Origin of the sequence: Shinella sp. H4-D48 (assembly GCF_022637395.1) — a bacterium.
In the GTDB taxonomy this organism is placed as follows: domain Bacteria; phylum Pseudomonadota; class Alphaproteobacteria; order Rhizobiales; family Rhizobiaceae; genus Shinella; species Shinella sedimenti.
In genome coordinates, this window is record NZ_CP093338.1 from 514,089 (window position 1) to 540,240 (window position 26,152).

Sequence of the window (26,152 nt, forward strand, 5' to 3'; positions counted from 1 at the left end):
TGCGGCGCTTTCCTCTGGCTTGTGTATACGCCGCGCTCACCACGAGTACTTCAGCGACGCCGTGATGGCGCGACCCGCACCGTAATTGCAGCTTCCCCCGGTGCTATTGAGGCAATGCGAAACATACACTTTGTCGAACAGGTTCGTGACGTTCACGCGAAGCTTCGTGCCTGCGAAATCCTTGTCGAGTGCAGCAAAGTCGTATTCCGCTCCGATATCGACCAATCCACGTCCTGGAATGCGCAGTTCTTCCTTGTAGGTACTGTCCGTCTGGTAGGAAGACAGAGCGCGCACGCCGGCACTCAGGGTCAGGCCTTCAAACACCTCCGGCCGATAAGCGAGCCAAAGGCTTCCCTGATGTTCAGGCAGACGCAGGACCTCCCGCCCGAGCTCCACGGGATTGTTGGTCTCAAGCACCTTCGAACGCGAATAGGCATATGAGGCAAGAATATCGACGTTCGGCGTCAGCTCGTATTTGCCCTCGATCTCAATGCCACGAACGCGCTGGCGGCCAGACTGGACGTTATAGAGCGTATCGGTCGGATCCGGCGTCAGCGCATTCTTCAGCGTTAGATCGAAGAACGATGCGGCGATCATGCCACGCCCGTCCGGCGGCTCATATCTGATACCGAACTCGTACTGTGCGGCCGTCTGCGCCTCAAAGGCCTTGCCATCCTTGTCTGCCCCCAGCGTCGGCAGAAAGGCGGTGGAGTAGCTGGCATAGGGCGCAACGCCATTGTCGAAGAGATAGGCAACGCCGGCCCGCCAGGTCAGTTTCTGATCGTCTGTCGAGACGACCGGCGACGGTGTCAGCATCCGGTTCGCGCTGTCGATATCGGAGAAATCGTAACGCATACCGACAGTGCCCACCCAGTTATCATATCGAACCTGGTCCTGCACGTAGAGACCAACCTGCTGGCGCTCCTGAAGCCCGGAACGCTGGATGGCGGGCACGGGAATGTCGACTTCGCCGTAGCGCGGATCGAGAAGATCTAGCGATGGAACACCGGCAATGGCGTTGCCGAAATTGGTGGATGACGTTGCCTTCAAATAGTCGAGGCCGAAGAGCATGGTGTGGTCTAGTGCACCAGTGCCGAAGCGGGCCTCCACCTGCGTGTCGACATTAAAGCTCGATACCCAGTCGTCGGAAATCGCCGCCGCGCGGTTCAGCGTGTGGCCATCCGGCTGGTAAGCGAAGGCCGGGTTGACGAGAACGAGCAGCATGTTCTGGTCAGAGCGACCGTAGCGCAGGTTTTGCTTCACCGTCCAGGTTTCGTTGAACTCGTGCTCGAACTCATAGCCCAGCATGTAGAAGTCACGCTCGAAGGTACTAAGGTTGGGATCGCCGAAATTGATGTCGAGCGGGATTTGGCCGATCGGGTTTTCCAGAAGCGTGCCCACGGCGGGGTAAAAGCGGGGATTGAAGTTTTCGGGGCGATCTTTCTGATAGTATCCATAGAGGGTGAGCGATGTCTGGTCGGTGGGCGCCCAGGTGAGGCTGGGTGCGATGACCAGTTGCCGTTCACGTTCCCGATCGACCTGGGTTCCCATGTTCTTGCCGAGAGCGGCGACCCGGTAGAGCCACTCGCCGTCCTCCGTCAGCGGGCCTGTCATGTCGAGCGTAGCCTGCAGACCGCCGTGCGAGGAGGTTTGCACACCGACTTCGTTATGTACGGTTGCCTGCGGCCGCTTGCTGACCTGATTGACGAGCCCGCCCGGCATCGAGCTGCCGTAAAGCACGGAGGTCGGCCCCTTGATCACGTCGATACGCTCCAAGGCGAAGGGGTTGACACTCGGCGTCGCGTAATTGCTGGGATCGCCCGCCAGAGCGAGACCGTCGAGCCACATCGTGCCGTAATTGCTGAAGCCGCGTATGTAGAGCCAATCATAACGGATATCGTAACCGTTAGGGTCCGGAAGAACGCCCGGCGTATAACGCAGTGCCTCGGCGACCGTATTCGCGCCCTGCTGATCGATTTGGTCGCGCGTCACGACGCTTACGGCTTGTGGCGTCTCACGTAGCGAGGTGTTCGTCTTGGCAGCGCTGCGAGCACTTTTGGCGACGATGCCTTTCTCCGGCTCGCGGCCGCCATGTGCGCCCCCTTCGATGGTGATGGTTTCCAACGCGGTCGCACCGGAATCCTGCGCATGCGACGAGACCGCAAATCCGCTAGCGACAATTGCAACGGAAGAGATCAGCCACAAGCGCCTGCGCAATACCCCGCCCCTTCTCGTCTGCCCTGCATTCGTGCCTGCGCTCTTAAACAAAATCATCATCACGGCCTCAACCGACAAGTCGCCTCGTATAAACTTGACCAACTAAATCAAGTTAATATATCTCTTAGGTCAGCATTGGCACGACAGGCAATGGCGGTTCCTTTGCGGGACGCGCAGACACCTTTGCAGTCCGAGAATTCTCGGAGAGGCTTCAAAGATCGATAAGACCGGGGCGGTCAATGTTGGCAGGTTTTCACGCACGGCAAATGAAGGATTGAGCATGGACGCCGCATCGGGCGAAGCCGGGAAAGGAGCGAACGAGGGGCGACTGCGCGTGCGCGACTTCCTGCGGCACGACGGCATTGCGCTGGACAGCCCTGATGACCGTCTCTCCCCCGACGATACGCTGATGAAAGGGGCGTTCCTGCATAAGGAGTTGCGCCGCGGCCTCGTTCTGCATGTCAGCGATGCGATAGAAGAGCGGGCCTTCACCGCAACCTCGCTCCTGCCGGAAGAGCTTTCGTGCATCTTCTTCCTTGAGGGCACCGTCGACCTGTCGATCGGTGACCGCCGCTTCGCCTTTCGAGCAGATCGCGGTGCGGCTCAAGGAGTAGCGATCATGAATGCCTGCCCCGAGCATTTCGCGCGCGCCTCGCGCGGACACCAGCACCTGCGTCATCTCGTTGTCTCCGCCACGCCGGAGTGGCTGCACCGGGATGTGCTTGAAACCGTTGTCGACAGCAAGGGCGGCGCGCGCTTGCTGCGCGATCATCTGGCCGAGCACCGCTGGACGCTCACACCTCGAATGGTTGCGCTCGTGCGCGAGATTTTCGCACCGTCACCGCTCATTCCTCAGCTTTGGGACCTTTATCTGGAAAGCCGGGCTGTGGAACTCGTGGCCGAGACCATGGCCGCCGTGCTCAAAGCCGACCGCAACGAACGCGGCGGGAGCATAATGACGCGGCACGATGCAAACTGCCTCCAGCGTGCAAAAGATTTCATCGATGCCCGTATCGCCGAACCGATCAGCGTCGATACCATCGCCCGCGAAGCCGGCATCAGCGCCAGTGGTCTGCAGCGCCTGTTCCGCATTTCGGAGAACCGCAGCATCTTCGACTACGTGCGCAACATCAGGCTCGAACGCGCGTTCACTGTTCTCGCAAGCGGCGATGTCAGCGTACAGGACGCGAGCGCTATCGCAGGCTACACGAACCCCGCAAACTTCGCGACCGCATTCCGCCGCCGGTTTGGCGTCGTTCCCACCGCAGTGAGAAAGAAGGCATAGTGGTGCGCGCTCGGACCCGCCATAGCCTCCGGCAGCTTTTAATCCGCAATACGGTTGCCGAAGAGAACTAAGGGGACGAGCGTGAGGTCATGGTGCGCTCATCGTCCTTCGCAGGCACGACGGACTTGGCATCAGACAATAGCAAGTACAGAACCTCCTCCAGTTCGGCACTGCCTTCATCACCCAGCTTCGCGTTGAGCTGCCGCTGTGCATCATTGCCGATGCTCTCAACCCTCGCCAATGCTTCCGCGCCCTTGTCCGATATAAACACGAGCACGCGGCGACGGTCCTCTGGATCGGGTCCGCGATAGACGTCCGCGGAGGCGACCATCTTGTCAATGATCCTGGTCAGGGTTGGCGAATCAACGAATACCCTGGCAGCAAGATCCCCCATCGGCATGCCGTCGACGACGTCCAGCGCCCTCAACACCCGGTACTGCTCAATTGAAAGGCCATGGGGCTTCAGATTCGCCTCGATTGACTGCTCAAACTTGCGATTGACGCTGCAGATCAAATCCACGAGATGCACGCTATGAACCTCCCGAGACACATTATCTCGATTTTCAATATTTCACTTTACATATAATTTGCATCACAGGAGCACAAGCCTTTGCCGAAATGCCCGCACAACAATTGTGCAGCGCGATTGCTTGTTGCGTACAAATTTGGCGCGGCGCCAGAAACCCCCGGCGAGTAGGCCAGGGAATTCCCGTCAAACGGGATTCTGACAGGACTAATTGGCTCATATATGTGTTGCGGCGAATGGCACGTTTCGTGCTTTCGTCAAACCTGTCGTCCCGGAGCGCAAAACGAAGAGGGGTATGGCAGTGCGTAGCGTGCGGATTGGTCTGCTTATCGCCCAGAGCGGCTCTGCGGGATTATGGGCTCCTTCAGCAGAGGCCTGCGGGCGCCTCGCGGTACAGGAAATTAACCGTGACAGCGGCATCCTCAAACGGCATGTCGAACTCTTCGTGATCGATGCAGGATCGACGGCGAATTCTGCAGCGACAGCCGTCGGGCAGGCTATCGAAGAACAGAAGGTGTCGGGCGTCGTCACCATGATCCCGAGCTACGCGCGCGAAGCGGTCGCCAACGTCACGAGCGACCGCGTGCCACTGGTCTACACGCCGCAGTTCGAAGGTTTTGCTCCGGAGCGCAACGTCATGACCACGGGCGAGACTTCCGATGAGCTGATCGCGCCCGCCCTCCGCTGGCTCATGGAGCGTAAGGGCGCAAGGCGCATTTTTCTCTGCGGCAACGATTACATCTGGCCGCGGTCGAGCCTCAGGATCGCTCGCGAACTCATCAGGCACGCCGGCGGTATTGTAACGGGCGAACTCTACGTTCCGGTCGGCGTGCACGACTACGACGAGATACTCGACCGCATCAAGACGACGGCATCCGATTTGGTCCTGCCCTACTTTCTCGGCTCGGACAGCGTCGCCTTCAATCGCGCCTTCTGCAGCATGGGGCTCTCGCCGGGTGTGCTGCGCTTCACCTCGGCTATCGACGAAACGATTGTCTATGGCCTGCAGGCACACGAAACCGAGAACATTTTCGTTTCCTCAGCTTATTTTTCCTCCTTGCGCTCCCGCAACAACGGCGCCTTTCTCGAGCGCTATCACACCACTTACGGTGACAATCCACCTCCGGCCAATGCCTTCGGCCAGTCCTGCTATGAAGGCATTTATTCTCTCGCAGCCATGGTGGAAGAGGCTGGAAGTTTCGACGCTCGTCTCCTCAAACGTGTTTTTGGACGAACACTTCTGCAAAAGACCGCGCGCGGCAATGAAGCGAAACCGATTGTCGGCAGCCGCCATCCCGTGCACCTGGCGCGCATCGACGGTTATGATTTCTCAATTTTGACATAGTCATAAAAATTACTTGATTTTGCAAATATTGCATATTTAAGTATCCCCATTGCGATCGAACCAAGGGGAACCAAAACCATGATCCTGTCCCGCCGCCGCTTTCTGCACCAGTCCGTGCTGGCCTCCGCAAGCCTGCTCGCCGCTCCCGCCGTGCTGCGCCAGGGTGCGTTTGCGGCAGATGATCCAGTCCTCGTCGGGAGCTTGCATGACCAGTCGGGCGCGCTCGCCGCATCCGGCGTGCCCATGGTTTACGCGCTCAATCTGGCGATCGACGAGATCAACGCTGCGGGCGGCCTGCTTGGTCGACCGCTCAAGGTCATTCATTATGACACGCAGTCGAACATCCAGATGTATTCGCAGTATGCCCAGCAGCTGGCGCTGAAGGATAAGGTCGCCGTGGTCCATGGTGGCATCACCTCGGCCTCGCGAGAGGCGGTTCGCCCGACCTTCGACCGGTTCAAGGTTCTCTATTTCTACAACGTGCTCTACGAGGGCGGCGTCTGCGACCGGAACACGTTCTGCACCGGCACAACGCCGGCGCAGACCGTCGAGAAGCTGGTGCCTTTTGCGATGGGCAAGTCGGGCAAAAAGGCCTACATCATCGCCGCCGACTACAATTACGGCCAGATCACCGCCAAATGGATGACGAAATATGTCAAGGACAATGGCGGCGATGTCCTGTCGATCGATTTCTTCCCGCTCGACGTCACCAATTTTGGCCCGACCATCTCCAAGATTCAGGCGGCCAAGCCCGATCTGGTGCTGTCGGCGCTCGTGGGAGGCAACCACACTGCCTTTTATCGCCAGTGGACTTCGGCGGGCATGAAGGGCCAGATCCCAATCGCCTCGACCACATTCGGCCTCGTCAACGAACCATCGACCCTTGATGCCGCCGAAAGCGAGAACATCCTCGGCGCCTATGGCTACTTCGAGGAGCTCGACACGCCGGCGAGCAAGAGCTTCGTGGAGAAGATCAAAAAAGCGCATCCCGACACGCCCTATATCAGCGAGCTCGCGGCAGCGACGTATGAGGGCGTCTATCTCTGGGCCGAAGGCGTGAAGAAGGCTGGCAGCCTCGATCGCATGGCAGTGATCGAGGCGCTTGAATCCGGTCTTTCCTATGAGGGTCCCAGCGGCAAGGTCACGCTCGACAAGGCGACCCATCACACGACGCGCAATGCTTTCCTTGCCGAGGTCAAGAGCACTAAATGGTCGGTGCTGGAGAGCTACCCCGATGTACTGCCGGCCGATACGGCCAGCGTCTGCGATCTCGTGAAGAATCCGAGGGACGTCAAGCAATACGTCATCAATCTCTAACGGTCCCGCCGCGGCGACGCGCGACAGCGCTCCGCCGTATCCCCGCTTACGCGCAGGAGAAGAAAAAGGATCGAAATGGACATCTACGTTATATTGCTGCTCGACGTCATCAATGGTGCGTCGTCGCTTTTTCTGATTTGCCTCGGGCTGGCGATCATTTTCGGCATGATGAAGATCATCAACCTCGCCCATGGCGAGTTCATCATGCTCGGCGCCTACGCGACCGTGATCTCGGCCAATAACGGCGTCAATATCTGGATCGCCATGCTGGTCGTCGCGCCGCTTTTCGTCGGCCTTGTCGGATTGGTCATCGAGCGATGCCTGATCCGCTTCCTCTACGGACGGCTCGTCGATTCGATGCTGGCGACCTGGGGACTGAGTTTGCTGATCATTGGCATCGTCACGACCATTTTCGGCAACACGATCCAGGGCGTTCCTACGCCACTCGGCGGCTTTTCCATCGGCGCCTACCGGTCGAGCTATTATACGCTCTTCCTCCTCCTCATGGCCGTTCTGATGATGGCGGCGATCTATGTCGTCATGCGCTATACGCGGCTCGGCCTGATCGCGCGGGCGACGATGCAGAATCCCGGCATGGCGAACACGCTCGGCGTCAACCCCTCCACGGTCTATATGGGCACGTTCGCGGCAGGTGCGGCGGTTACCGGCCTGGCCGGCGGCCTGCTCGCCCCGGTCTCGGGCATTACGCCGGTCATGGGCGGCGCTTATGTCGCGAAAGCCTTCATCACCGTCGTGGGCGGCGGGGCCGCCATTCTTTCGGGCACGCTTTCGTCAGCCAGCCTGTTCGGTGCGCTCAATCAGGTCGGCGCCTACCTGACCACACCCGTCTTCGGCGAGGTGATCGTCTTCACCGCCGCCATCATTCTCATTCGCCTCCTGCCGCAAGGCATTTCCGGGCGGTTTTTCAAGGGGAACCTCTAATGACCCAGCGGCTAGCCCTTTTCACCCAGGCGCTTGCGGTCGTCGTTGCCGCCGTGGCAATCGCCATCGCACCGGGGATGATCGAAATCTTCACGCTGATGCAAATCACGCTGTTTGCCTCGATGGCGGTGCTGTCGCTCAGCCTCGCCTTCATCTGGGGGTTTGGCGGAATCCTGTCCTTCGGACAGACTGCATTCTTTGGCCTTGGTGGCTACGCCTATGCGGTGGCCGCTATCAATTTCCAGGATTCGACCCAGGCGATCATGCTGGCTGTCATCGTGCCGGCACTGTTTTCGGCAATCCTCGGCTACTTCGCCTTCTATGGCCGCATCTCGGATGTGTATCTCGGCGTCATTACGCTGACAGTGACGCTCATCCTCTTCAACGTCATCAACTCCACGTCCGGCGACGAATACCGGATCGGCGAGGCGATGCTCGGCGGCTTCAACGGTATTCCGGCCGTACCGACCTTCAATATGCCGTTCGATCCGGAGAGCCCGCTTTCGCCCGAACAATCCTGGTGGGCGACGGCGGGAACCCTGCTCCTCGTCTATCTCGGCCTGCGCGCACTGCTCGCCAGCCCGTTCGGCCGGGTGATCGTCGCCGTGCGCGAAAACGAGGTCCGCGCCTCGCTGCTCGGCTATGATCCGCGCGTCGTCAAACTCATGACCTTCATTCTCGGTGGGGCGATCGCCGGGTTGGCAGGAGCGCTGTACGTCAACTGGGGCGCCTTCGTCGGGCCGACGATATTCAGCCTGTCGCTGTCGGCGGAAATCATCATCTGGATCACCGTCGGCGGTCTTGGGACGCTGCTCGGCCCGATCATCGGCTGCATCCTGATCGAATATATCGTCGCCGGTATCGGTTCACAGCAGACCTTGAATTCCAACCTCGTCCTCGGCTCCGTTCTCGTCTTCTTCGTACTGCTCATCCCGAAGGGCATCGTTCCGACGATCCGCGACATCGCGACCGGTCTTCTGGCTCGCATCGGCCGCGGGCATGGCGATGCTACGCCGGCCACCATGCCGCAAACCGCAGGAGTGAAATGACATGGCCGAACTCACGCCCCTGCTCAGGACGGAACATCTGACGATGCGCTTCGGCGGCGTCGTCGCCAATGACGACATCAACTTCACCCTGCAGGAAATGGAGCTTCGTTGCCTGATCGGCCCGAACGGGGCCGGCAAGAGCACGTTCTTCAAGTCGCTCACTGGTCAGCAGACTCCAACCTCCGGCACGATCGCGTTTCGCGGTCTGCCGATCACCGGCCGCCTGCCGCATGAGATCGCCCGCATGGGGATCGGCATCAAAACGCAGGTTCCCAATGTCTTCAACGGCCTTACGGTCAGGGAGAACATCTGGCTCTCCGCCCGCCGCAAGACGACGTCGCAGAGCCTGTCCGCCGCCGTCCGCGGCGTGCTCGACCTCATCCGGTTGACGCCGCAGGCCGACCGCACCGTAGCGACGCTGTCGCACGGGCAGCGGCAGTGGGTGGAGATCGGCATGGTGCTGGCCGCCGAGCCGCACCTCATCCTGCTCGACGAACCGGCGGCCGGCATGACCGATGAGGAAACGCTGCTGACTGCCGACATCATCCGCGACATCAACCTGTCGCGTGCGATCGTCGTCGTCGAGCACGACATGGCCTTCATCCGCCTGATCGCCAAGACGGTAACCGTGTTCCACCAAGGCCGGGTGCTGATCGAGGACACGGTCGACAAGGTGCTGGCCGACCAGCGGGTACGCGACGTCTATCTCGGAAAGAAGGTGGCGGCATGACCAGGCTTCTGGGCGTCAGCGGCCTGCGCTCCGGCTACGGGCGGATTCCGATCCTCACCGGCATCGACATGGCGATGGAAGCGGGCGAATATCTTGGCATTCTGGGCCATAACGGCATGGGCAAGACGACGCTCATGAAAACGATGATGGGCCATTTGCCAGCGACCGCCGGAAGCATCCTGTTCGAAGGGCGGGACATCACCGCGATGAAGCCCTACGAGCGTTCACGGCTCGGCATGGGGCTCGTGCCGCAGGGCCGGGAGATATTCCCCGAACTCAGCGTGCATGAAAACCTACGCATGGGCCTGGCGGCAGCGGCGAACGAAGACCGCGGCGTCATCGATGCAGTGCTCGAGGACTTTCCGCGACTGGTACGGCTTCTCGATCGGCGGGGTGGGGCGCTTTCCGGCGGGGAGCAACAGCTCCTGGCGCTGGCGCGCTGCCTCTGCACAAAGCCCCGCCTGATCCTACTCGATGAACCGACGGAGGGTATCCAGCCCTCGATCATCGAAGAAATCATCGACACGCTCCTGGCGCTGAAGACGCGTTGGAAGCTTTCGCTGATCGTCGTCGAGCAGAATCTCGAATTCATTACATCACTTTCCGATCGCATCCTCCACATCCAGAAGGGCCGCATGACCGGCGAACTGGATCGGGATGCAGTCCTCGCCGGAGAAGTCGGAATGATGGCCTGACCTAGCACCGCACGGCCGGCGCCCCGGCGCCCGCCACTCCCTGACATCCCTGTTTCAACTGCGCTTGTCTCAACAAGAAAGGATGACCTATGTCCATTACACGCCCAACAGCCGCCGACGTTGCCGACCTGGCCGCCGACCTGCATATGAACATGTCGCTCGACGAGGCCGCCGAATATCTCGGCCTCATGGGCGGCATGTTCGATGCCTACGACATTATCGACGAATTGCCGAACCCGCTGCCGCCGGTGAAATATCCGCGCACGCCCGGCGCCAAGCCGGCAACGGTCGACAACAAATACGGCGCATGGGCCATCAAGACCGAGGTGAAGGGCGCCGCGGAGGGGAAGCTCGCCGGCAAAACGATCGCGCTCAAGGATAATGTGGCGCTCGCCGGCGTACCGATGATGAACGGCTCGACCACGCTCGAAGGTTTCGTGCCGGCGGCCGATGCGACCATCGTCACCCGCATCCTCGATGCCGGCGGCACGATCGTCGGCAAGGCGGTCTGTGAGCATTTTTGCCTTTCGGGCGGCAGCCACACCTCCAACCCCGCGCCGGTGCACAATCCGAACCGGCTCGGCTATTCGGCCGGCGGCTCGTCCTCGGGCAGCGCGGCGCTGGTGGCTGCCGGCGAGGTCGACATGGCGATCGGCGGCGATCAGGGCGGCTCGATCCGTATTCCCGCCTCCTATTGCGGCATTTACGGCATGAAGGCGACGCACGGCCTCGTTCCCTATACCGGCGTCATGCCAATCGAATCGACCATCGACCATACCGGCCCGATGACGGCAAGCGTCGCCGACAATGCGCTGCTGCTGGAAGTGCTTGCCGGCGCCGATGGTCTTGATCCCCGCCAATATGCGCCGAAGGTCGCCGCTTATACCGAGGCGCTCGGCAAGGGCGTGAAGGGCATGAAGATTGGCATTCTCAAGGAAGGCTTCTCCTATGCGAACATGCAGCCGGGCGTGGCCGAAAAGGTGCGCGCCGGCGCCGAGCGCCTCGCTGCCCTCGGCGCCAATGTCTCGGAGGTCTCGATCCCCGAACACCTGACGGCGCTTGCGGCGTGGAACCCGATCACGCTCGAAGGTTTCGTGGTGCAGATGATGCATGGCAACGGCATGGGCTTCAACTGGAAGGGCCTCTACGATGTCGGCCTGCTCGACGCACATTCGAACTGGCGGCAGAAAGCCGATGATCTCTCGAAGACGCTGAAGCTGACCATGCTGGTTGGCCAATGGGGCCTCAGCCACTATCGCGGCCGCTACTACGCCAAGGCACGCAATATCGCGATCGCGGCAAAGGCTGCCTATGATGCCGTGTTCGGCGAGTACGATCTCCTGTTGATGCCGACACTGCCCTGCGTCGCCACGCCGATCCCCGGCAAGGACGCGCCGCTTGAGGAAATCATCACTCGCGCCTTCGAAATGACTGCATCGACCAGCCCGTTCGACGTCACCGGCCATCCGGCCATGTCGATCCCTTGCGGACTTTCCGAAGGTCTTCCTGTCGGTCTGATGCTGATCGGCAAGGATTACGACGAGGCGACCATCTACCGCGCCGCCAGTGCCTTCGAGGCGGAAGGTGACTGGAGAGGTTTCTGATGCAGACGATCAGCGCAATTATCCGCGTCAAGCCAGGCGAGGAAGAGGTGATGCTCGACGGCCTCCTGGCAGTCGCCGAACATGTCCGACTGAATGAGCCGCAGACGATCGGCTTCTACATCGCCCAGGGCGACGATGACCCATGCCTCTTCACCACCTACGAGCGCTTTACCGACAAGGCGGCGATGGACCTCCACAATGGTTCGGAAGCTGTGGCGAAGTTTTTCGCCATCGCCAAGCCCATTCTCGACGGACCGGTGACGCTGGTGACGGCGCTGGAGCAGTCGAGCAACACCTGAAGAGACAGCCGGCGACCGCAAGGCCGCCGGCCACCATTTGAAGACCCCCGCTGCAATAGGAGAAAGCCATGACCATCGCACCGGAAATCCGGAGTTGGCGCGACAGGGCCGAGGGGCTGAAGCTGGAGGGCCGCTTGTTTATCGACGGCGATTTCGTGCCAGCGCAATCCGGAGCCGTGTTCGAAAGCATCAACCCTGCAAACGGCGACGTTCTGGTAGAGGTGGCGCGGGGCGATGCCGCAGACGTGGATCTCGCGGTTGCCGTTGCGCTCAAAGCCTTTAAAGGGGGCGCCTGGTCGCGGATCGCGCCGCGCAAGCGGATGGCGACGCTCTATCGTTTCGCCGACCTCATCGAGGCGCATACTGAGGAATTCGCGCTCATAGATACGATGGACATGGGCAAGCCGATTTCCGAAATGCTCAACGTCGACGTTCCGCTGGCGCTCACCTGCCTGCGGTTCACCACCGAATGCATCGACAAACTGCAGGGTACGGTCGGCACGACTTCGCCCGACACCCTGTCCTATGTGCTGCGCCAGCCGCTCGGCGTCGTCGGCTGCATCGTCCGATGAACCCTGACGAAAATGAGCGGCGTAGCAAATGTCAAGCCTCCGGTTGATGACAGCGGTGCGCTCCTGCAACGATATAGTCGATCATTGCTGCTACACTTGGAGAACACTACAGGAATGAACTTGGAACATCATTTCCATAGGCAGGCGGAAATGGGTATGAGACGTATCCCCTTCTGAACCGCACGCCTCCGCCAACGACGGCTTCTTCTGCCGAACAGTTCTTTCAGCCAGGCATAACGCAGAAGAGATGCCGCGGCACACCTGGCCCTTCGGTTTTACGTAGCGCCGAGCAGCTGCTTCATGACCTTTCTCCCGAGAGTCGTCATGAGGGGCAACAAGCATATCAACACGACAGCGGTATAGGCGCCGATCGATATTCCGCTCGACACGAAGGCTCCGAAATCCCCGCTCGACATGGTCAGTGTTCGTCGGAAATGCTCCTCCAACATCGGGCCCAACACAAAGCCGAGCAGCATCGGGCCCAGTGGGAAGTTATATCGGCGTGCGACAATACCCAGAATGCCCGTTAGCACGACCAGAAGCAGGTCGGACTTGCTGAGGTCAACAGCATAGGTGCCGATGCATATGAAAAGGAGGATAACGGGGTATAGATAACTGACCGGGATTCGCAGAAGGCGCACCCAGATCCCGATGAGCGGAATGTTTAGAAGCACGAGAAGAATGTTGCCGACCCAGAAGCTCATGACCAAACCCCAGCCCACCTCGGGATGATCCATCATCAATCTGGGGCCCGGCGTGATGCCATGGGCAATCAGAAGGCTCAGGATCAGCGCCATCGAAGCGGAGCCTGGAATTCCGAGGGTCAAAGTGGGAATGAACGATGTTATGTTCGAGCAGTTTGATGCCGCCTCGGGCCCTGCCAATCCCTCCACCGCGCCCTTGCCGAAACGCGACTTGTCCTTAGCGACATTCCGCTCCACGCCGTAAGCGACCATCGTCGAAATGGTCGATCCGCTGCCCGGCAGCGGACCGAAGAAGGCGCCGATGCTCGCGCCGCGTAGGATGGGCATGATCGTCTGCTTCAATTGCGCGGTCGAGGGCAGCATGTCGCGGACGGCAAGGCGCTGCAGTGCGAACGGCTTGGCGTTGTAACTCGTGACGATTTCGGAGATGCCGAACGCCCCCATCGCCACGACCACCAAGCTTATTCCGTCTCTCAGGGAGTTGAAGCCGAAGGTGAAACGTTCGACACCCTCGTTGAGATCGATCCCCACGAGGCCGAGCAGGATGCCGATCGCAGCCATCGCGAGGCTATGGGACACCGGGCTGTCCGACATGGTCGTCGCCGCGAACATTCCCAGCACGAACAAGGCAACATATTCGGGTGAGCCTATGGCGAGGGCAGCTTCGGATATGTGCGGAGCAAGAGCGATCGTAAGGATAATGCCGATCGCCCCGCCGGCGAAAGCAGCCACGGTGGTCAGGAAAAGCGCTATTCCCGCCTGCCCTTTCTGCGCCATCGGAAAACCGTCCATGCAAATGACGGCGGCATCTGTTTCGCCGGGAACGTTCAGCAGAATGGCGGTGATCTTCCCGCCATAGGTCGTACCGTAATAAATCCCCGCGAGAAGGATCAGGGAATGTGCGGGGTCGAGGTGGAAGGTGAGCGGGAACAGAATCGATATGGCGGCAAGCGCCCCGATGCCGGGCAGGACGCCGACGACCATGCCCATCAAAACGCCAAGGGCGCAGTAGAGCACGCCTTTCAAGGATAACGCGACCGCAAGGCCCGCCAGGATATTATCGGCCATTGGTCAAACTTCCTAAAAGAAGGTGAGAATCGGAACGGACACCGACAGTGCGATGGGGAAGAGCAGGCATGTCAGCACGGCACCGAACACCGAGAGGCCAATGCTTTTTGCCCAAGACAGGCCGGAAGCACTGCGCGATGCGATGAGGACCTGGATGAATGCCGCGGGGAAAAACCCTGCCCACTCGATAAGAGCAGCGAAGGCACAAACCGATGCGACGACCAGGGTGAAGGTCTTCAGACTGATGTGCTCGGCGGACGGTGCATCCTGCCCTTCCAACGCGAGGGCAGACAGGACGCCACGCCACAGCTTCTCGCCTGTGGTCACAATCCCGAGGCCGGTCAAAAAAAGACCGACCAGCAAAGGCAGCCCCCCCGGACCGGGATTGTCGAAGCTGCCGGTCGGGAGCTTCAGCCACGTATATCCTGTGGTCAGCACGCCAATGGCCAGAATTGCGCCCGGAGGTCCGAGTGAGGACACCTGCGATGTGTTGCTCATCATCTAAAGCTTTCGATATGCGATGGAACTGTCGTGCAAAGCGACGCCGATAAAAGCGGGCCGAGTGGCCCGCTCGGCGCCGGTATTGGCAGCGCTTACTTTTTCAGGCCGATCTCGGTCGCAGTGGTCTCGAAACCCTGGATAATGGAGGCGATTTCCGTCCTGAATTCCTCGCGATCGCCGGTTTCGACAAGATAGGATGTCTCGGTCACCAGGATCTTGTTTACGTCCTCGGAGGCGAGGACGTCCGCGATGGCCGCACTCAGCACATCAACGGTCTGCGCAGGCGCTCCGGCACGCGTGATGACGCCGTAGAACTGGGTGAGATCGAAACCGGGCAGTGTTTCGGAAACAGCCGGGATGTCGGGATATCGAGGGTGCCTCTTTGCAGAGGATACAGAAAGCATATGCGCCTTGCCGTCTTCGACATATTGCTTGACCTCGTACGGGAATGCCAGGAATAGGGGCACACGACCGGAGATGAAGTCTGCATACATGTCCCCACCCCCTTTATAGTTCACCTTGATCATTTCGATGCCGGCCTGACGGTTCAGCTTTGCATACAGAAATGACTGAAGCGAAGCGGGGCCCGAGGTCGAGAACTTGATGGAGTTCGGGGCATCCTTCGCCTTGACGATCAGCTCAGGAAGCGACTTGACGCCAAGGCTGTCCCAGGCCGTTATGAAATAGGGGGTCGAGACAAGCTTGGCGACCGGCTCGGCATCCTTCACAAGATCGAAACCGAAGCTCTCCGCGCCGCGCACCGCCTGCGCTCCCAATTGGGAGTTGCTGATCGACATCACCGTGCAGCCGTCGGCCGGCGCCGACTTGAGAGCCTCGGCTGCGACCGAACCATCCGCACCTCCACGGTTTTCGACCAGTATGGTGACATCAGGGAGCTTCTTGGCAAGCCGGTCCGTTATCAGCCGGCTGACCCAGTCCTGACCGCCGCCCGCCGATGCCGGAACGATCCAGCGAAGGTTCTTGCAGGCGAGGTCCGCCGCGATAGCAGGCATGGCTGCGGTCAAGCCGATCAGCATTGGCAAAGCGTATTTAAGCGTGGTTTTCATTTTTTTATCCTTTCAAGTGAAGATTTGCGCGGGTTTCAACATCCATGGGGCCGCCAAGATTTTCACAGGACCTCGCGACCGAGCTGAAGGCTCGACCTCGGGTGTGATTGGCGATCCCGCGCAGTCAAACGGTGCGTCAACGAGGATAGAGGACCAACGATGGCACGGATGGAGGCTATGGGAGGTTCGAAGCAGCCAATGGGTTGGGCGCAAGTCGGCATAATTTATCGGCGCACGGAGACCCCATGTCCTGCGAGACGGGTAGACACCACGAAACGCAAAGGTTTTTCCGCCACATCATGCACATGCCATTTCTCTGCAAAAACCTATATTTTTATAAAGTCTATGTATTTGATATAATAAAAACGAACGAGGATTGTTCTTCTTCCGAGATCCAAGATATTGGAAACTTTTACCAATATTCCCGCTGTATCGGCAATTGAACAGCCGGTAACGACCGAACTCCCGGTTCTGATCGGAGCTCTAGCAGGAGTGGACAGATCAGCATGTCGAAGCTTCACCAAGCAAAATCGCGCAGCAGGGTGATTTACCGTCGAAACGGCGTCGACTTCCAAAAAAAACGCTGCACAAATTTCCCTCTTCGTCCACGGGTTCGCACGCCACATGATCCGGTTGCCAATCGGCGCGCGGCAGGCAAGCGATCATCATGCTCGACAACCCGGTTGATCAGGACAAGTTCACGCGTGCGTTCGCACAAAAAGTGTTGCCGGTCAGCAGAAGTTCGAGCGCGCGCCTGCGCCCCGCCAAACGCGGCAGACGCTGCTTGCCGCCAAAGGTTTGAAGACATCCCAGCCAGGACTTCAGCCTGCCATAGGTGGATTGAGCCGAGCAAAGCCTTCTTGCCGGCGATAGGGAAAGTGAGGATATGGCGCAGTCACAAGGCTGACTTGGTCCAGCAGCGCAACCTGTTCGCGTGTCAGGCTCCAGCCGACCGCGCCGAGATTCTGGCGGAGCTGCTCCTCATTGCGGGCACCGACGATGACAGAGGAGACGGTCGGGCGTTGTGTAAGCCAGTTGAGCGCGATTTGCGGGATTGTCTTGCCGGTTTCCTCCACGAGGATATCGAGCGCATCAATCACGCGATAGAGGTATTCGTCCTCGACCGGTGGGCCGAAGCTGGCGGTCTCGTGCAGGCGGCTTCCTTCGGGCAGCGGGCAACCGCGGCGGATTTTTCCGGTAAGCCGACCCCAGCCCAGTGGACTCCAGACCATGGCCCCAAGACCCTGGTCTTTGCCCAGCGGCATGAGATCCCATTCATAATCCCGCCCCACCAGCGAGTAGTAGACCTGATTTACGACATAGCGCGGCCAGCCATAACGATCGGCGACAGCAAGTGACTTCATGATCTGCCAACCGGCAACGTTCGAGACGCCAACGTGGCAGATCTTGCCGCCTCTGACGAGCATGTCGAGCGTGGACAACACCTCCTCCACCGGCGTGAACGCGTCGAAGGCGTGCAGCTGATAAATGTCGATATGATCCGTGCCGAGGCGACGTAGTGCATCCTCGACGCTGCGGATCAGGCGTGACCGCGAGGAGCCCGCATCGTTCGGCCCATCACCCATCGGCAACGCGCTCTTGGTCGAAATCAGCACCTGCTCGCGACGGCCCCTGATAGCTTCGCCGAGGACCTCTTCCGACGCACCGTCGGAATAGACGTCGGCGGTATCGAATAGGTTGACACCGGCATCGAGGCAGATGTCGACGAGGCGACGCGCCTCGGTGGGATCCGAATGACCCCAGTTGCTGAACAGTGGGCCGGAGCCGCCGAAAGTACCCGCGCCGAAGCTGAGGACCGGCACCTTCAGGCCGGATTTGCCGAGGTAGCGATATTCCATGGCTTGGTCCTTCGTCATGAGAGGATGGGTTAGCGTCCGAGAAGTTCGTCGAGGTCGACCGCCTCGGCCATCGCTCGATTGCCCGCGTCGCCGGGATGAAGGTGATCGCCGGAATCGAAGGCAGGATTGATCCGTGACTGGTCGGTCGGATCCCTCAAGACAGTGTCAAAGTCGACAACGGCGTCGAAAGCGCCGCTCGTCCTGATCCAGCGGTTTATCTCCTGCCGCAGCGTATCCTTTTCAGGTTTGTAATAATCGTCAAGCGGCGTTCCCGAGAGTGCGCCCTTGAACGGCGGCAAGGTCGCCCCGACCAGACGAATATTGTTTCCTCGTACCAGTGCTATGATCTGCTGGTAGCCGGCGATCATCTCATCGGCAGTTGGGCGCATCTGACCCGGCGCAAAGGCGGTTCCCGGCCAGGATATATCGTTGATACCAATCAGGAGGATGGCGGCTCTCACCTTCGGCTGTGCGAACACGTCCCGTTCCAGGCGCGCGGCGACATTCACGCCCATCTTGTCCCGAAGCAGCCGCCCGCCGGAGATACCCGCATTCAGAACCGCGATCCGCTGTGGCGCAAGCCGCTCGGCCAGGAAATCCGGCCAGCGGGCATCTGCGTCCAACGTGGCACCGTTTCCATCGGTGATCGAATCCCCGATGACGACGACCGCGCCGTCGTTCGGTGTATCGACCATAAGCTCGCTGAGAAAGACGCGCGCATCCGTTGTCTGCGTTGCGGTAAAGCTCTCCGCTTGTGTCTGGTTTCCTTCGCCGAACCAAGCCGTCTGGCGGCCGTCCCAATGGAACGTGGTCAGCGGCGTTTCATCGGGCAGGTACATCGAGACGGTGAGCTTTGCCAGCGCATCGACAGAGAAGAGCAGCGGATCGCTAATGGCCGGTGCGCCAGGGGTTACGACGATTTCGTCCTTGCCGCCGAAGGTAAGCTTGTGAAGCGTACCAGCTGCGACCGCATCTTTGTCGCCTTCGATTCCGACGCTGGCGCCACCGATACGCAACGGCCGGTCGCCATAGGCATTCGAGAAGACAAGCCGCATGCGCGAGCCACCGATACTGACCCGCACGACTTGCCGGAAGGTCTGATCTGTCACCGATGCGGGGATTTTCGCCGGGAGCGGAAAATCTGCGTCCCAGATCGGCTGGGGACTGGCCATCCAGGTGCTGACCCAACTCCGGTCCCCGGCAAAGGTCGCCGACGACGAGAAGGTGGTTGCGAGCGCGAAGGCGGCGGCGAGAATAGACGACCGGATTTGTCTTAGTCCGCCAGAGACATATGGAGAATGAAGGGACATTGTAAGTTCGATCCTCGCGATGTTTCGACACATCGACGATAGACCCACTGGAGACGATGACGTAGAGTGCAGCAGGGAACATAATTTATGAATTTAATTCATTATTACGATGCAGGCTGCTCGCTTGAATGAGGCGCAGAGTGTGTAAGTAAGGACCAATATTCGCCGCCCAAAGGGATATCAGCCGGAAATCCCCGCTGAAGGAACCCAGGAAACCAACGGAATACTTGACGACTTGCTCGAAAGGACCTTGTGACGTGGCAGGCCTTCACCAGAACAGATCCGGCGAAATGGAGGTATTCGTTCGCGTGGTCGAATTAGGTGGCTTCTCGCCGGCAGCGCGCGCCGAGAAAATGACACCCTCGGCGGTAAGCAAACTGATCTCCCGGCTCGAGACCCGGCTCGGAGCGCGATTGCTCAACCGCTCCACGCGACAGTTGCTGCTTACGCCGGAAGGGTGTGCCTTCTACGAGCGCGCAACTCGCATCCTTGCCGACATCGAGGACGCCGAGCATGCAGCCGGCGCCGGCGAACAGGCGATGGGCCGCGTGCGGATTAACACGAGCGCTTCCTATTTCAATCATATCCTCGCGCCCGTCCTGCCGGAATTTCTCGCGCTGCATCCGGGGGTGACGCTAGACATTACCCAGACCGACGTTGTGGTCGACCTGCTGGCCGAGCGCACCGACGTCGCGATCCGCGCCGGGCCGCTCAAAAGCTCAAGCCTCATCGCCCGCAAGCTCGGCGAGACGGCCCTCACCATCGTCGCCGCTCCGGCCTATCTGGAACGCTACGGCGAACCACGCTCCATCGCCGAGCTCGAATCCCACACGCGCCTTGGTTTCGGCTATGTGCGCGCTATCGATGGCTGGCCACTCGTTGAGAATGGAGAGACGAACGTCGTGCCGACGACCAGTCGTGTGCAGGCAAGCGACGGAGAAGCGCTGCGCCGTCTCGCCCTAGCGGGCGTCGGTCTTGCACGCCTCGCCTCTTTCACCGTGCGCGAGGACATCGCCGCAGGGCGGCTATCATCGGTTCTTGAACCGCTCAACTCCGGCGATACGGAAGCCTTCCATGCCGTCTATATCGGCCAGGGCGGCCCCCTGCCGTCGCGCGTGCGGGTCCTGATGGATTTTCTTACCGCACGCGCTCGCGTGAACTAGAGGCTCACACGAACTGGAGACACCGCCCAGACAAGGTGGTCATGTTGCTCACGACGCATTTCAGTGCTTCCGAACCGGAAGAAAGCCCGCTTGCCTCATAATATCCACATGTCGGCTGGCCGCGCGCTGCGCTGCCAGCGCACCAGTGATCAGTGTGCCTCAAGGCGGTGATGCCGCAATGGAACTGGGCAACTGGAAAGGTCCATCAGCCTTGCGGATCGGCAAACATACCCTCCCGGCCCTCACTATCGCTGACGCGTGTTGCCAAGATTGGGTTTGACTGCCGCACTCGCCGCTGAAACTTTAGCGCGGCCAGCTTCGGACGTCCGGAACAAAGGCCGCGAAGCGAGGTTCTCGCAACTACCAGCGCATGCACCTCAGATGCTTGAGGAGCTTCCGACCGCAGGATATGCCATGAATGCGACTCGCGCGGCCTATGTGAAAATACAACGCCGGTATCCGATCGGCGCCGAAATCGTCGGCGGCTGCGTATCGTTCCGGGTTTGGGCGCCGGCGCAGGAGCGCATGTCGCTCCTGCTGGAAAACGGGCGCGAGCATGCGATGCACGAGGAGCTGGATGGCTATTTCCGCCTCGATATCGACGGTCTTGCAGCTGGCAGCCTTTATCGATTCAAGTTTGATGGCAACGCCGATCCCGCCGCCGATCCCGCATCGCGTTTCCAGCCGGACGGACCTAGCGGCAATTCGATGGTGATCGATCCAAGCAGCTTTTCATGGTGCGATGACAAATGGCCGGGCATTTCCCCCCAAGGCCAGGTCCTATACGAGATCCATATCGGGACTTTCACACTGGAAGGAAGCTACGCGGCCGCGGCGGAGAAGCTCCCCTTGCTGAAAGAGAGCGGCATCACATGCTTGGAACTCATGCCGCTAAACGAATTCTGCGGTGTATTTGGATGGGGTTACGACGGGGTCTTGCCCTATGCGCCAACGCGGCTCTACGGCAAGCCGGATGACCTGCGCTCGTTCATCGATACCGCACACGGCCTAGGGATGGGCGTTATCCTCGATGTTGTCTACAACCACTTCGGGTTCGGAGACCGCTTTCAGGATTTCACGCCGGACTATTTTACCAAGCGCTATTGGAACGATTGGGGCAACGCGATCAACTTCGACGGCGACAACAGCGCCGGCGTGCGTGAATATTTCGCGAAGAATGCCGCCTACTGGATCGACGAATATCATTTCGACGGCCTGCGCCTCGATGCAACGCAAGCGCTCTACGATTCCAGCGACGAGCACATCATCGAAGTGATCGGCCGCGAGGCACGTGCAGCGGCCGGCAAAAAGTCAATCTATCTCATCGCCGAAAACGAGCCGCAGGATACGCGCCTTGTTCGCGGAGCGCAAAACCATGGCTACGGTCTCGACGCGCTTTGGAACGACGATTTCCATCATTCAGCCATGGTGGCGCTGACCGGGCGAAACGAGGCCTATTACCACGATCACCTCGGCCGGGCGCAGGAGTTCGTCTCGGCGGCCAAATACGGCTATCTTTTTCAGGGTCAGCGCTATGACTGGCAGGACGCCCCACGCGGTCAACCGGGCTTCGATCTTGCGCCAACCAATTTCGTTCACTTCCTTCAAAACCATGACCAGATCGCCAATTCGGGGTCGGGCGCACGTCTCGACAGGCTTGCGTCGCCCGCGCGCGTTCGCGCACTAACAGCCTTACTCCTTCTGGGGCCGCAAACACCGATGCTATTTCAGGGGCAGGAATTCGGCGCATCCAGCCCGTTTTATTACTTTGCAGATCAGTCCGGCACGCTGGTTGATGTTGTCCGCGAAGGTCGAGTTGAGTTCCTGAAGCAATTTCCGAGTTTGCGGGATGAGGCCTTCGGTGCGTCGATGCCCGTTCCTGCAGACGCTTCGACATTCGAATGTTGCAAGCTCAACTGGTCGGAGCGGGATACCAACGACCCTGTCGTGGCATTGCACAGGGATCTGCTCGCTCTGCGCCGCCGGACCAGCGTATTGTCGACCGGCGGGAGAGGCCCGCGTGCTGCGTTTGATGGCAGCGTACTGGACGGGTCGGCATTTCTTCTAAGGTTCTTCTCCTCCGAACCGCAGGACGAACGACTGCTTCTGATCAACCTTGGTGGAGACCTTTCAGTGGCAAGTCTGGCCGAACCGTTGTTTTCGCCACCAGCCGGCCATCAATGGTCAGTCGAATGGTCGAGCGATGAAATCATCTACGGCGGTGGTGGCCGGCGGCCACTCGATTTCCAGAGGCGATGGACGCTTGGCGCCGATAGCGCTCTGCTTCTGCGTCCCCTGCCCGCGCAACGCCGCGGCATCCCCGACCGAGAAGAACTGTCTGCCTGGCAGGGCATGATTTCAAACATGAGCCCATGAGAAAAAGCGCCGCCGACCTTCCCGTGCTCGTTTGCATTTTCGCTTGGGATCGATTGATGCCATCGGATCGCATATCGGTATGCTATATCACATTGCGGGAGCGTCCGGCTTGACGTGTTTAGCGAGACCGCATGAGTTACTGCCGCTTGCTGGCCAGCAAAACGGTGCTAAAAGAATTTTCGGAAAGTTTGACGCCGTTGTGAGCGTCCGGAAATCGGCGAGTAGAAAAGGCCCATGATGCCGGTAAGTGAAAATGCCAGAGCGGGAGACAGCCAGTCGATTTCGAAGGCGGTTGCGGTTCTCAAGGCGGTGGCTGACCGACCGGGATGCAGCCTCGGCGAAATTGCGAAGCAGACGGGAATGCCTCGTTCCACCGTGCAACGGCTCGTCAATTCGCTCAACAATGAAGGTTTGCTGACCAAGAATTTCGGGCATCAGGGCATCTATCTCGGCATGGAACTGGCGCGACTTGGCGCCCGTGTTCATCTCGACGCGCGCACGCTTCTGCGCCCCTTCATGGAAAAACTCCATGAGGAGACCGGTGACAATATCGATCTTACTGCTCTCGAACACGGCAAGGTCGTCGTCATCGATCAGATTGCGTCTAACGAGCAGATACGGGTCATTTCATTTGTCGGCAAGCAGCACCCCATCCACTGCACGGCTAATGGTAAAGCCCATCTCAGCCTGTTGAACCCTGAGGACGCCGAAAAGCTCCTTAAGGAAGGTATGACGCAATTGACCAGGAATACGATTGTGGACAGCAAGGTTCTTATGGCGCAGGTCGCGGCGTTCAGGGAGATTGGCCTCTTCATTGATCGCGAGGAATTCGGCGAGGATGCCTGCGCGATGGCGACCACTCTTCCATCGATCGGCGGACGGCAGCTAACGATTTCGATTGCTGCGCCCCGCGCCCGGTTCAATCGCAAGGAAGAACACATAAAGACAGCCCTGCTCGCGTTCCGACGCGACGTCCAGCAAACCTTCGGCACATCTATCTAGTTTCTAAGGCATTGCCGCCGTCAGGAAGGCTTGCGATCGGCCTGTCCGTTCTGCAGGTATGAAGGGCCCACAATTTTTCATCAGGGTCACAATCGACCTCATGGCGTGTCACAAGACCATCGGCTTTGGTCGACTCGCCTGCCCTCTTCAATCTCCGATCCGTGACGCTGCATTAAATCAACCGTCAAACACGAACTCTCCGCTGACGAGATCACGGAAGGCGAACGTGCAACGCGCGCTTGACAGACCGTCAACGCTCTGTTCATCTATAAGTACAGTGTATCAAATAATGATACACATGGGAGGCGCCGGGGAGGCTCCCGGTCCAGTATCTTAAAGGGAGGAACCTCATGCTACTCACGGCCAAAATTCTGCTGACCATCGCCACGCTCGGCTACAGCGCCATTCCGTCACTCTTCGATTCCAATTCCACACACGTGACCAATCCATCCTATCCTGGCCACGCGCGCTTTCACGTCGTCTGGCAGGTATCGTCGTACGTCTATATCGCAGCCCTCTCGCTCTACCTGATCTGGACCGCCGGCACGGAAACCGCACCGCTGTGGATCGCGTCGATACTGGCAGGCGCGGCATATCTCGGTTTTTGGACGGCGGTGATTTTCCGTCCCGTTTACGGCGGCAAACTTGTGAGTGAGGTCAATCCTGTGCCGCCATTTGCCTGGAATGTTTTTGGCTGGAAGTTCCAGACGGATGCCAATGTCACCCTGTTCACACCGGCATTTCTTCTCGTCATCGCCGGCATGCTCGCCATTGCCTGTGTCTGAGGTGCCGCAGCAGAGGATTTTCCCAAGACTGTGCCCCTTTGCAATCATGTGAGATCTCAGAATGTTATCGGAACACCAACGCCAAGCCGCAGCCGAAAGTCTCCTGGACGCCGAGAAGACGCGGATCGTCATCCCGCAACTTTCGAAGACTTATCCGCAGATGCAGATAGAAGACGCCTATGATGTCCAGCGGCGCTGGGCAGAAGGCCGCGTGGCCCAAGGCGCTCGCATTGTCGGCCGCAAGATCGGCCTGACCAGCAGAGCTATGCAACTCGCGTCCAAAATGACCGAACCGGACTACGGCGTCATCCTGGACGACGCCCTGTTCAAGGATGGCGCCCGCATCTCAGCCGGCGCCTTCATCAAGCCTCGTCTCGAAACCGAACTGGCTTTCGTCATGGGCGAGGATCTGGCGGGGGCGGGATGCCAGATGCATGATGTGATGCGCGCCACGGAATTCGTTTCGCCCGCACTTGAGATCATAGATTATCGCACAGCAGTGCCACGCGCGATCGTCGACACGATTGCCGACAATGCAGCTTTTGGCGCGATCGTGATGGGAGGACGCATCTTCCGGCCTTTCGACATCGATGTACGGTGGGTGGCAGCCACGCTATCCAAAAACGGCGTAATCGAGGAGTCGGGCGTCTCGGCGGCCATCATGGGCCATCCTGCCGCGGGCATTGCCTGGCTCGTCAACAAACTCGCCCCGCTCGGCGAAGGCTTGAAAAAGGGAGACATCGTGCTCGGAGGCTCCTTTACAAGGCCGGTCGATATCGAGTCCGGAGATGTCGTTTCCGCCGACTACGGCCCACTTGGGTCGATCGGCGTATCATTTGAGTGAGGGTACCAATGCCTGGGAATATCTTCAAAAGCAGACTTTATGAGGGAAGGCCCCAGTTTGGACTTTGGTGCACGCTCTCCAATTCCTTCGCCGCCGAGGTCGTGGCAGGCGCCGGATATGACTGGTTGCTGCTCGACACAGAACATTCGCCGGGCGATCCGCTGACGGTGCTGCCACAGCTCCAGGTTATCGCCGGTTACCCATCGGTGTCGTCGCTGGTGCGGCCTGCGGCCAATGACCCGGTACTCATCAAGCGTTTTCTCGATGCGGGTGCGCAGACCCTTCTCATACCCTATGTGCAGACGGCAGACGAGGCGAGAGCGGCCGTCGCCGCGACCCGTTATCCGCCGCACGGTATCCGGGGCGTGTCTGCATTGACCAGGGCGACCCGCTTTGGCCGTGAAAAAGCATACTTCGAAAACGCGCAAGTCGACATCTGCGTCATTGTTCAAATTGAAACACAGCTCGCGCTCGACAACCTCGAGAGTATCGCTGCCGTTGAGGGTGTCGACGCCTTGTTCGTCGGGCCAGCCGATCTTGCAGCTAGTCTTGGCTTTGGCGCAAACCAGATGCACCCGGACATGCGAAGCGAGGTCGTCAAAACGATCAGCCGCATCAAGGCAACTGGCAAACCGGCGGGCCTCTTGACCAGCGATGCAGTGCTTCAGAAAGCGGCATTGTCATCCGGCATAAATTTTCTCGCCGTGGGCGTCGACGCGGGTCTTCTTGCCAGATCCTCAGAAGCACTGCTCGTACAGGTGAACTCGCTCTAGAATGGGCGGCTGACAGAGCCCTGTACAGGGTCAGGACATACATTTCCGTGGTTTGCAGCCGCGAGAATTTTCGTTTCTTTTCAAAAGGAAACAGGAAATATTTCTGTAATTTAAAAGCG

23 protein-coding genes are annotated in these 26,152 nt (G+C 59.5%); 16 read left to right on the top strand and 7 right to left on the bottom strand.

Annotation, left to right across the window (positions count from 1 at the left end; all coding sequences use genetic code 11):
* Positions 1-36 precede the first annotated feature (36 nt).
* A complete protein-coding gene (locus MNR02_RS19420) occupies positions 37-2,217 on the bottom strand; it encodes a TonB-dependent siderophore receptor (protein ID WP_241948966.1) in 2,181 nt (726 codons plus the stop codon).
* A 280-nt stretch (positions 2,218-2,497) separates the two neighbouring features.
* Here MNR02_RS19420 and MNR02_RS19425 point away from each other — a divergent pair, with 280 nt between their 5' ends.
* Positions 2,498-3,502, top strand: coding sequence for an AraC family transcriptional regulator (locus tag MNR02_RS19425; RefSeq protein ID WP_241948967.1), 1,005 nt, complete (start codon positions 2,498-2,500; stop codon positions 3,500-3,502).
* 67 nt (positions 3,503-3,569) lie between these two features.
* Here MNR02_RS19425 and MNR02_RS19430 read toward each other — a convergent pair whose 3' ends face one another.
* Entirely contained in the window at positions 3,570-4,031 is a 462-nt protein-coding gene (locus tag MNR02_RS19430; RefSeq protein WP_241948968.1) for a MarR family winged helix-turn-helix transcriptional regulator, read from the bottom strand.
* 298 nt (positions 4,032-4,329) lie between these two features.
* Between MNR02_RS19430 and MNR02_RS19435 the strand changes: the two genes are divergently transcribed.
* The 9 genes from MNR02_RS19435 to MNR02_RS19475 all read left to right on the top strand — a co-directional run bounded on the left by MNR02_RS19435 (position 4,330) and on the right by MNR02_RS19475 (position 12,581).
* On the top strand, positions 4,330-5,373 hold the full coding sequence (locus MNR02_RS19435; protein WP_241949554.1) for a substrate-binding domain-containing protein: 1,044 nt from the start codon (positions 4,330-4,332) through the stop codon (positions 5,371-5,373).
* A 78-nt stretch (positions 5,374-5,451) separates the two neighbouring features.
* On the top strand, positions 5,452-6,690 hold the full coding sequence (locus tag MNR02_RS19440; RefSeq protein WP_241948969.1) for an ABC transporter substrate-binding protein: 1,239 nt from the start codon (positions 5,452-5,454) through the stop codon (positions 6,688-6,690).
* Between the two features lie 75 nt (positions 6,691-6,765).
* Positions 6,766-7,632 (top strand): branched-chain amino acid ABC transporter permease, encoded by an 867-nt coding sequence (locus tag MNR02_RS19445; RefSeq protein ID WP_241948970.1) that lies wholly within the window; start codon positions 6,766-6,768, stop codon positions 7,630-7,632.
* Positions 7,632-8,681 carry a branched-chain amino acid ABC transporter permease gene (locus tag MNR02_RS19450; RefSeq protein WP_241948971.1) on the top strand — a complete coding sequence of 350 codons (1,050 nt, stop codon included), beginning with the start codon at positions 7,632-7,634 and terminating at the stop codon, positions 8,679-8,681. The genes MNR02_RS19445 and MNR02_RS19450 overlap by 1 nt, the downstream gene beginning before the upstream one ends.
* A 1-nt stretch (position 8,682) precedes the next feature.
* On the top strand, positions 8,683-9,411 hold the full coding sequence (locus tag MNR02_RS19455; RefSeq protein ID WP_241948972.1) for an ATP-binding cassette domain-containing protein: 729 nt from the start codon (positions 8,683-8,685) through the stop codon (positions 9,409-9,411).
* On the top strand, positions 9,408-10,106 hold the full coding sequence (locus MNR02_RS19460) for an ABC transporter ATP-binding protein (protein WP_241948973.1): 699 nt from the start codon (positions 9,408-9,410) through the stop codon (positions 10,104-10,106). The genes MNR02_RS19455 and MNR02_RS19460 overlap by 4 nt, the downstream gene beginning before the upstream one ends.
* Positions 10,107-10,195: 89 nt before the next feature.
* The gene (locus MNR02_RS19465; protein WP_241948974.1) at positions 10,196-11,710 is read left to right on the top strand and encodes an amidase; all 1,515 of its coding nucleotides are present in this window, start codon (positions 10,196-10,198) and stop codon (positions 11,708-11,710) included.
* The gene (locus MNR02_RS19470; RefSeq protein ID WP_241948975.1) at positions 11,710-12,009 is read left to right on the top strand and encodes a putative quinol monooxygenase; all 300 of its coding nucleotides are present in this window, start codon (positions 11,710-11,712) and stop codon (positions 12,007-12,009) included. Before MNR02_RS19465 ends, MNR02_RS19470 begins: the two co-directional genes overlap by 1 nt.
* Before the next feature lie 68 nt (positions 12,010-12,077).
* The gene (locus MNR02_RS19475; RefSeq protein ID WP_241948976.1) at positions 12,078-12,581 is read left to right on the top strand and encodes an aldehyde dehydrogenase family protein; all 504 of its coding nucleotides are present in this window, start codon (positions 12,078-12,080) and stop codon (positions 12,579-12,581) included.
* A 275-nt stretch (positions 12,582-12,856) separates the two neighbouring features.
* On the opposite strand, the gene MNR02_RS19480 is transcribed toward MNR02_RS19475, so the two are convergent.
* The 5 genes from MNR02_RS19480 to MNR02_RS19505 all read right to left on the bottom strand — a co-directional run bounded on the left by MNR02_RS19480 (position 12,857) and on the right by MNR02_RS19505 (position 19,090).
* Entirely contained in the window at positions 12,857-14,353 is a 1,497-nt protein-coding gene (locus tag MNR02_RS19480; protein WP_241948977.1) for a tripartite tricarboxylate transporter permease, read from the bottom strand.
* 12 nt (positions 14,354-14,365) lie between these two features.
* The gene (locus MNR02_RS19485) at positions 14,366-14,854 is read right to left on the bottom strand and encodes a tripartite tricarboxylate transporter TctB family protein (RefSeq protein WP_241948978.1); all 489 of its coding nucleotides are present in this window, start codon (positions 14,852-14,854) and stop codon (positions 14,366-14,368) included.
* A 92-nt stretch (positions 14,855-14,946) separates the two neighbouring features.
* On the bottom strand, positions 14,947-15,921 hold the full coding sequence (locus MNR02_RS19490) for a tripartite tricarboxylate transporter substrate binding protein (protein ID WP_241948979.1): 975 nt from the start codon (positions 15,919-15,921) through the stop codon (positions 14,947-14,949).
* A gap of 821 nt (positions 15,922-16,742) precedes the next feature.
* Positions 16,743-17,780, bottom strand: coding sequence for an aldo/keto reductase (locus tag MNR02_RS19500; protein WP_241948980.1), 1,038 nt, complete (start codon positions 17,778-17,780; stop codon positions 16,743-16,745).
* Between the two features lie 29 nt (positions 17,781-17,809).
* Entirely contained in the window at positions 17,810-19,090 is a 1,281-nt protein-coding gene (locus MNR02_RS19505; protein ID WP_371746762.1) for an SGNH/GDSL hydrolase family protein, read from the bottom strand.
* 257 nt (positions 19,091-19,347) lie between these two features.
* On the opposite strand from MNR02_RS19505, the gene MNR02_RS19510 reads away from it, so the two are divergent.
* The 6 genes from MNR02_RS19510 to MNR02_RS19535 all read left to right on the top strand — a co-directional run bounded on the left by MNR02_RS19510 (position 19,348) and on the right by MNR02_RS19535 (position 26,033).
* Positions 19,348-20,253: a LysR family transcriptional regulator gene (locus MNR02_RS19510; protein WP_241948982.1), complete on the top strand. Its 906-nt coding sequence runs from the start codon at positions 19,348-19,350 to the stop codon at positions 20,251-20,253.
* Positions 20,254-20,667: 414 nt separating this feature from the next.
* Positions 20,668-22,629, top strand: coding sequence for a malto-oligosyltrehalose trehalohydrolase (gene treZ / locus MNR02_RS19515; RefSeq protein ID WP_241948983.1), 1,962 nt, complete (start codon positions 20,668-20,670; stop codon positions 22,627-22,629).
* 234 nt (positions 22,630-22,863) lie between these two features.
* Positions 22,864-23,631 carry an IclR family transcriptional regulator gene (locus MNR02_RS19520; protein ID WP_241948984.1) on the top strand — a complete coding sequence of 256 codons (768 nt, stop codon included), beginning with the start codon at positions 22,864-22,866 and terminating at the stop codon, positions 23,629-23,631.
* Between the two features lie 350 nt (positions 23,632-23,981).
* Positions 23,982-24,416: a hypothetical protein gene (locus MNR02_RS19525; RefSeq protein WP_241948985.1), complete on the top strand. Its 435-nt coding sequence runs from the start codon at positions 23,982-23,984 to the stop codon at positions 24,414-24,416.
* A 61-nt stretch (positions 24,417-24,477) separates the two neighbouring features.
* On the top strand, positions 24,478-25,260 hold the full coding sequence (hpaH, locus tag MNR02_RS19530; protein WP_241948986.1) for a 2-oxo-hept-4-ene-1,7-dioate hydratase: 783 nt from the start codon (positions 24,478-24,480) through the stop codon (positions 25,258-25,260).
* Positions 25,261-25,268: 8 nt separating this feature from the next.
* Complete coding sequence (locus MNR02_RS19535) at positions 25,269-26,033, top strand: aldolase/citrate lyase family protein (protein WP_241948987.1); 765 nt, start codon at positions 25,269-25,271, stop codon at positions 26,031-26,033.
* The last annotated feature ends 119 nt before the right edge of the window (positions 26,034-26,152 follow it).

Excerpts from the sequence above, each read along its gene's own strand:
- MNR02_RS19480 (WP_241948977.1), bottom strand. The coding sequence starts at position 14,353 with ATGGCCGATAATATCCTGGCGGGCCTTGCGGTCGCGTTATCCTTGAAA.
- MNR02_RS19520 (WP_241948984.1), top strand. The coding sequence starts at position 22,864 with ATGATGCCGGTAAGTGAAAATGCCAGAGCGGGAGACAGCCAGTCGATT.
- MNR02_RS19490 (WP_241948979.1), bottom strand. The coding sequence starts at position 15,921 with ATGAAAACCACGCTTAAATACGCTTTGCCAATGCTGATCGGCTTGACC.
- MNR02_RS19500 (WP_241948980.1), bottom strand. The coding sequence starts at position 17,780 with ATGGAATATCGCTACCTCGGCAAATCCGGCCTGAAGGTGCCGGTCCTC.
- MNR02_RS19465 (WP_241948974.1), top strand. The coding sequence starts at position 10,196 with ATGTCCATTACACGCCCAACAGCCGCCGACGTTGCCGACCTGGCCGCC.
- MNR02_RS19485 (WP_241948978.1), bottom strand. The coding sequence starts at position 14,854 with ATGATGAGCAACACATCGCAGGTGTCCTCACTCGGACCTCCGGGCGCA.
- MNR02_RS19440 (WP_241948969.1), top strand. The coding sequence starts at position 5,452 with ATGATCCTGTCCCGCCGCCGCTTTCTGCACCAGTCCGTGCTGGCCTCC.
- MNR02_RS19505 (WP_371746762.1), bottom strand. The coding sequence starts at position 19,090 with ATGTCCCTTCATTCTCCATATGTCTCTGGCGGACTAAGACAAATCCGG.
- MNR02_RS19525 (WP_241948985.1), top strand. The coding sequence starts at position 23,982 with ATGCTACTCACGGCCAAAATTCTGCTGACCATCGCCACGCTCGGCTAC.
- MNR02_RS19445 (WP_241948970.1), top strand. The coding sequence starts at position 6,766 with ATGGACATCTACGTTATATTGCTGCTCGACGTCATCAATGGTGCGTCG.
- MNR02_RS19475 (WP_241948976.1), top strand. The coding sequence starts at position 12,078 with ATGACCATCGCACCGGAAATCCGGAGTTGGCGCGACAGGGCCGAGGGG.
- MNR02_RS19455 (WP_241948972.1), top strand. The coding sequence starts at position 8,683 with ATGGCCGAACTCACGCCCCTGCTCAGGACGGAACATCTGACGATGCGC.
- MNR02_RS19425 (WP_241948967.1), top strand. The coding sequence starts at position 2,498 with ATGGACGCCGCATCGGGCGAAGCCGGGAAAGGAGCGAACGAGGGGCGA.
- MNR02_RS19450 (WP_241948971.1), top strand. The coding sequence starts at position 7,632 with ATGACCCAGCGGCTAGCCCTTTTCACCCAGGCGCTTGCGGTCGTCGTT.
- MNR02_RS19470 (WP_241948975.1), top strand. The coding sequence starts at position 11,710 with ATGCAGACGATCAGCGCAATTATCCGCGTCAAGCCAGGCGAGGAAGAG.
- MNR02_RS19460 (WP_241948973.1), top strand. The coding sequence starts at position 9,408 with ATGACCAGGCTTCTGGGCGTCAGCGGCCTGCGCTCCGGCTACGGGCGG.
- hpaH (WP_241948986.1), top strand. The coding sequence starts at position 24,478 with ATGTTATCGGAACACCAACGCCAAGCCGCAGCCGAAAGTCTCCTGGAC.
- MNR02_RS19535 (WP_241948987.1), top strand. The coding sequence starts at position 25,269 with ATGCCTGGGAATATCTTCAAAAGCAGACTTTATGAGGGAAGGCCCCAG.
- treZ (WP_241948983.1), top strand. The coding sequence starts at position 20,668 with ATGAATGCGACTCGCGCGGCCTATGTGAAAATACAACGCCGGTATCCG.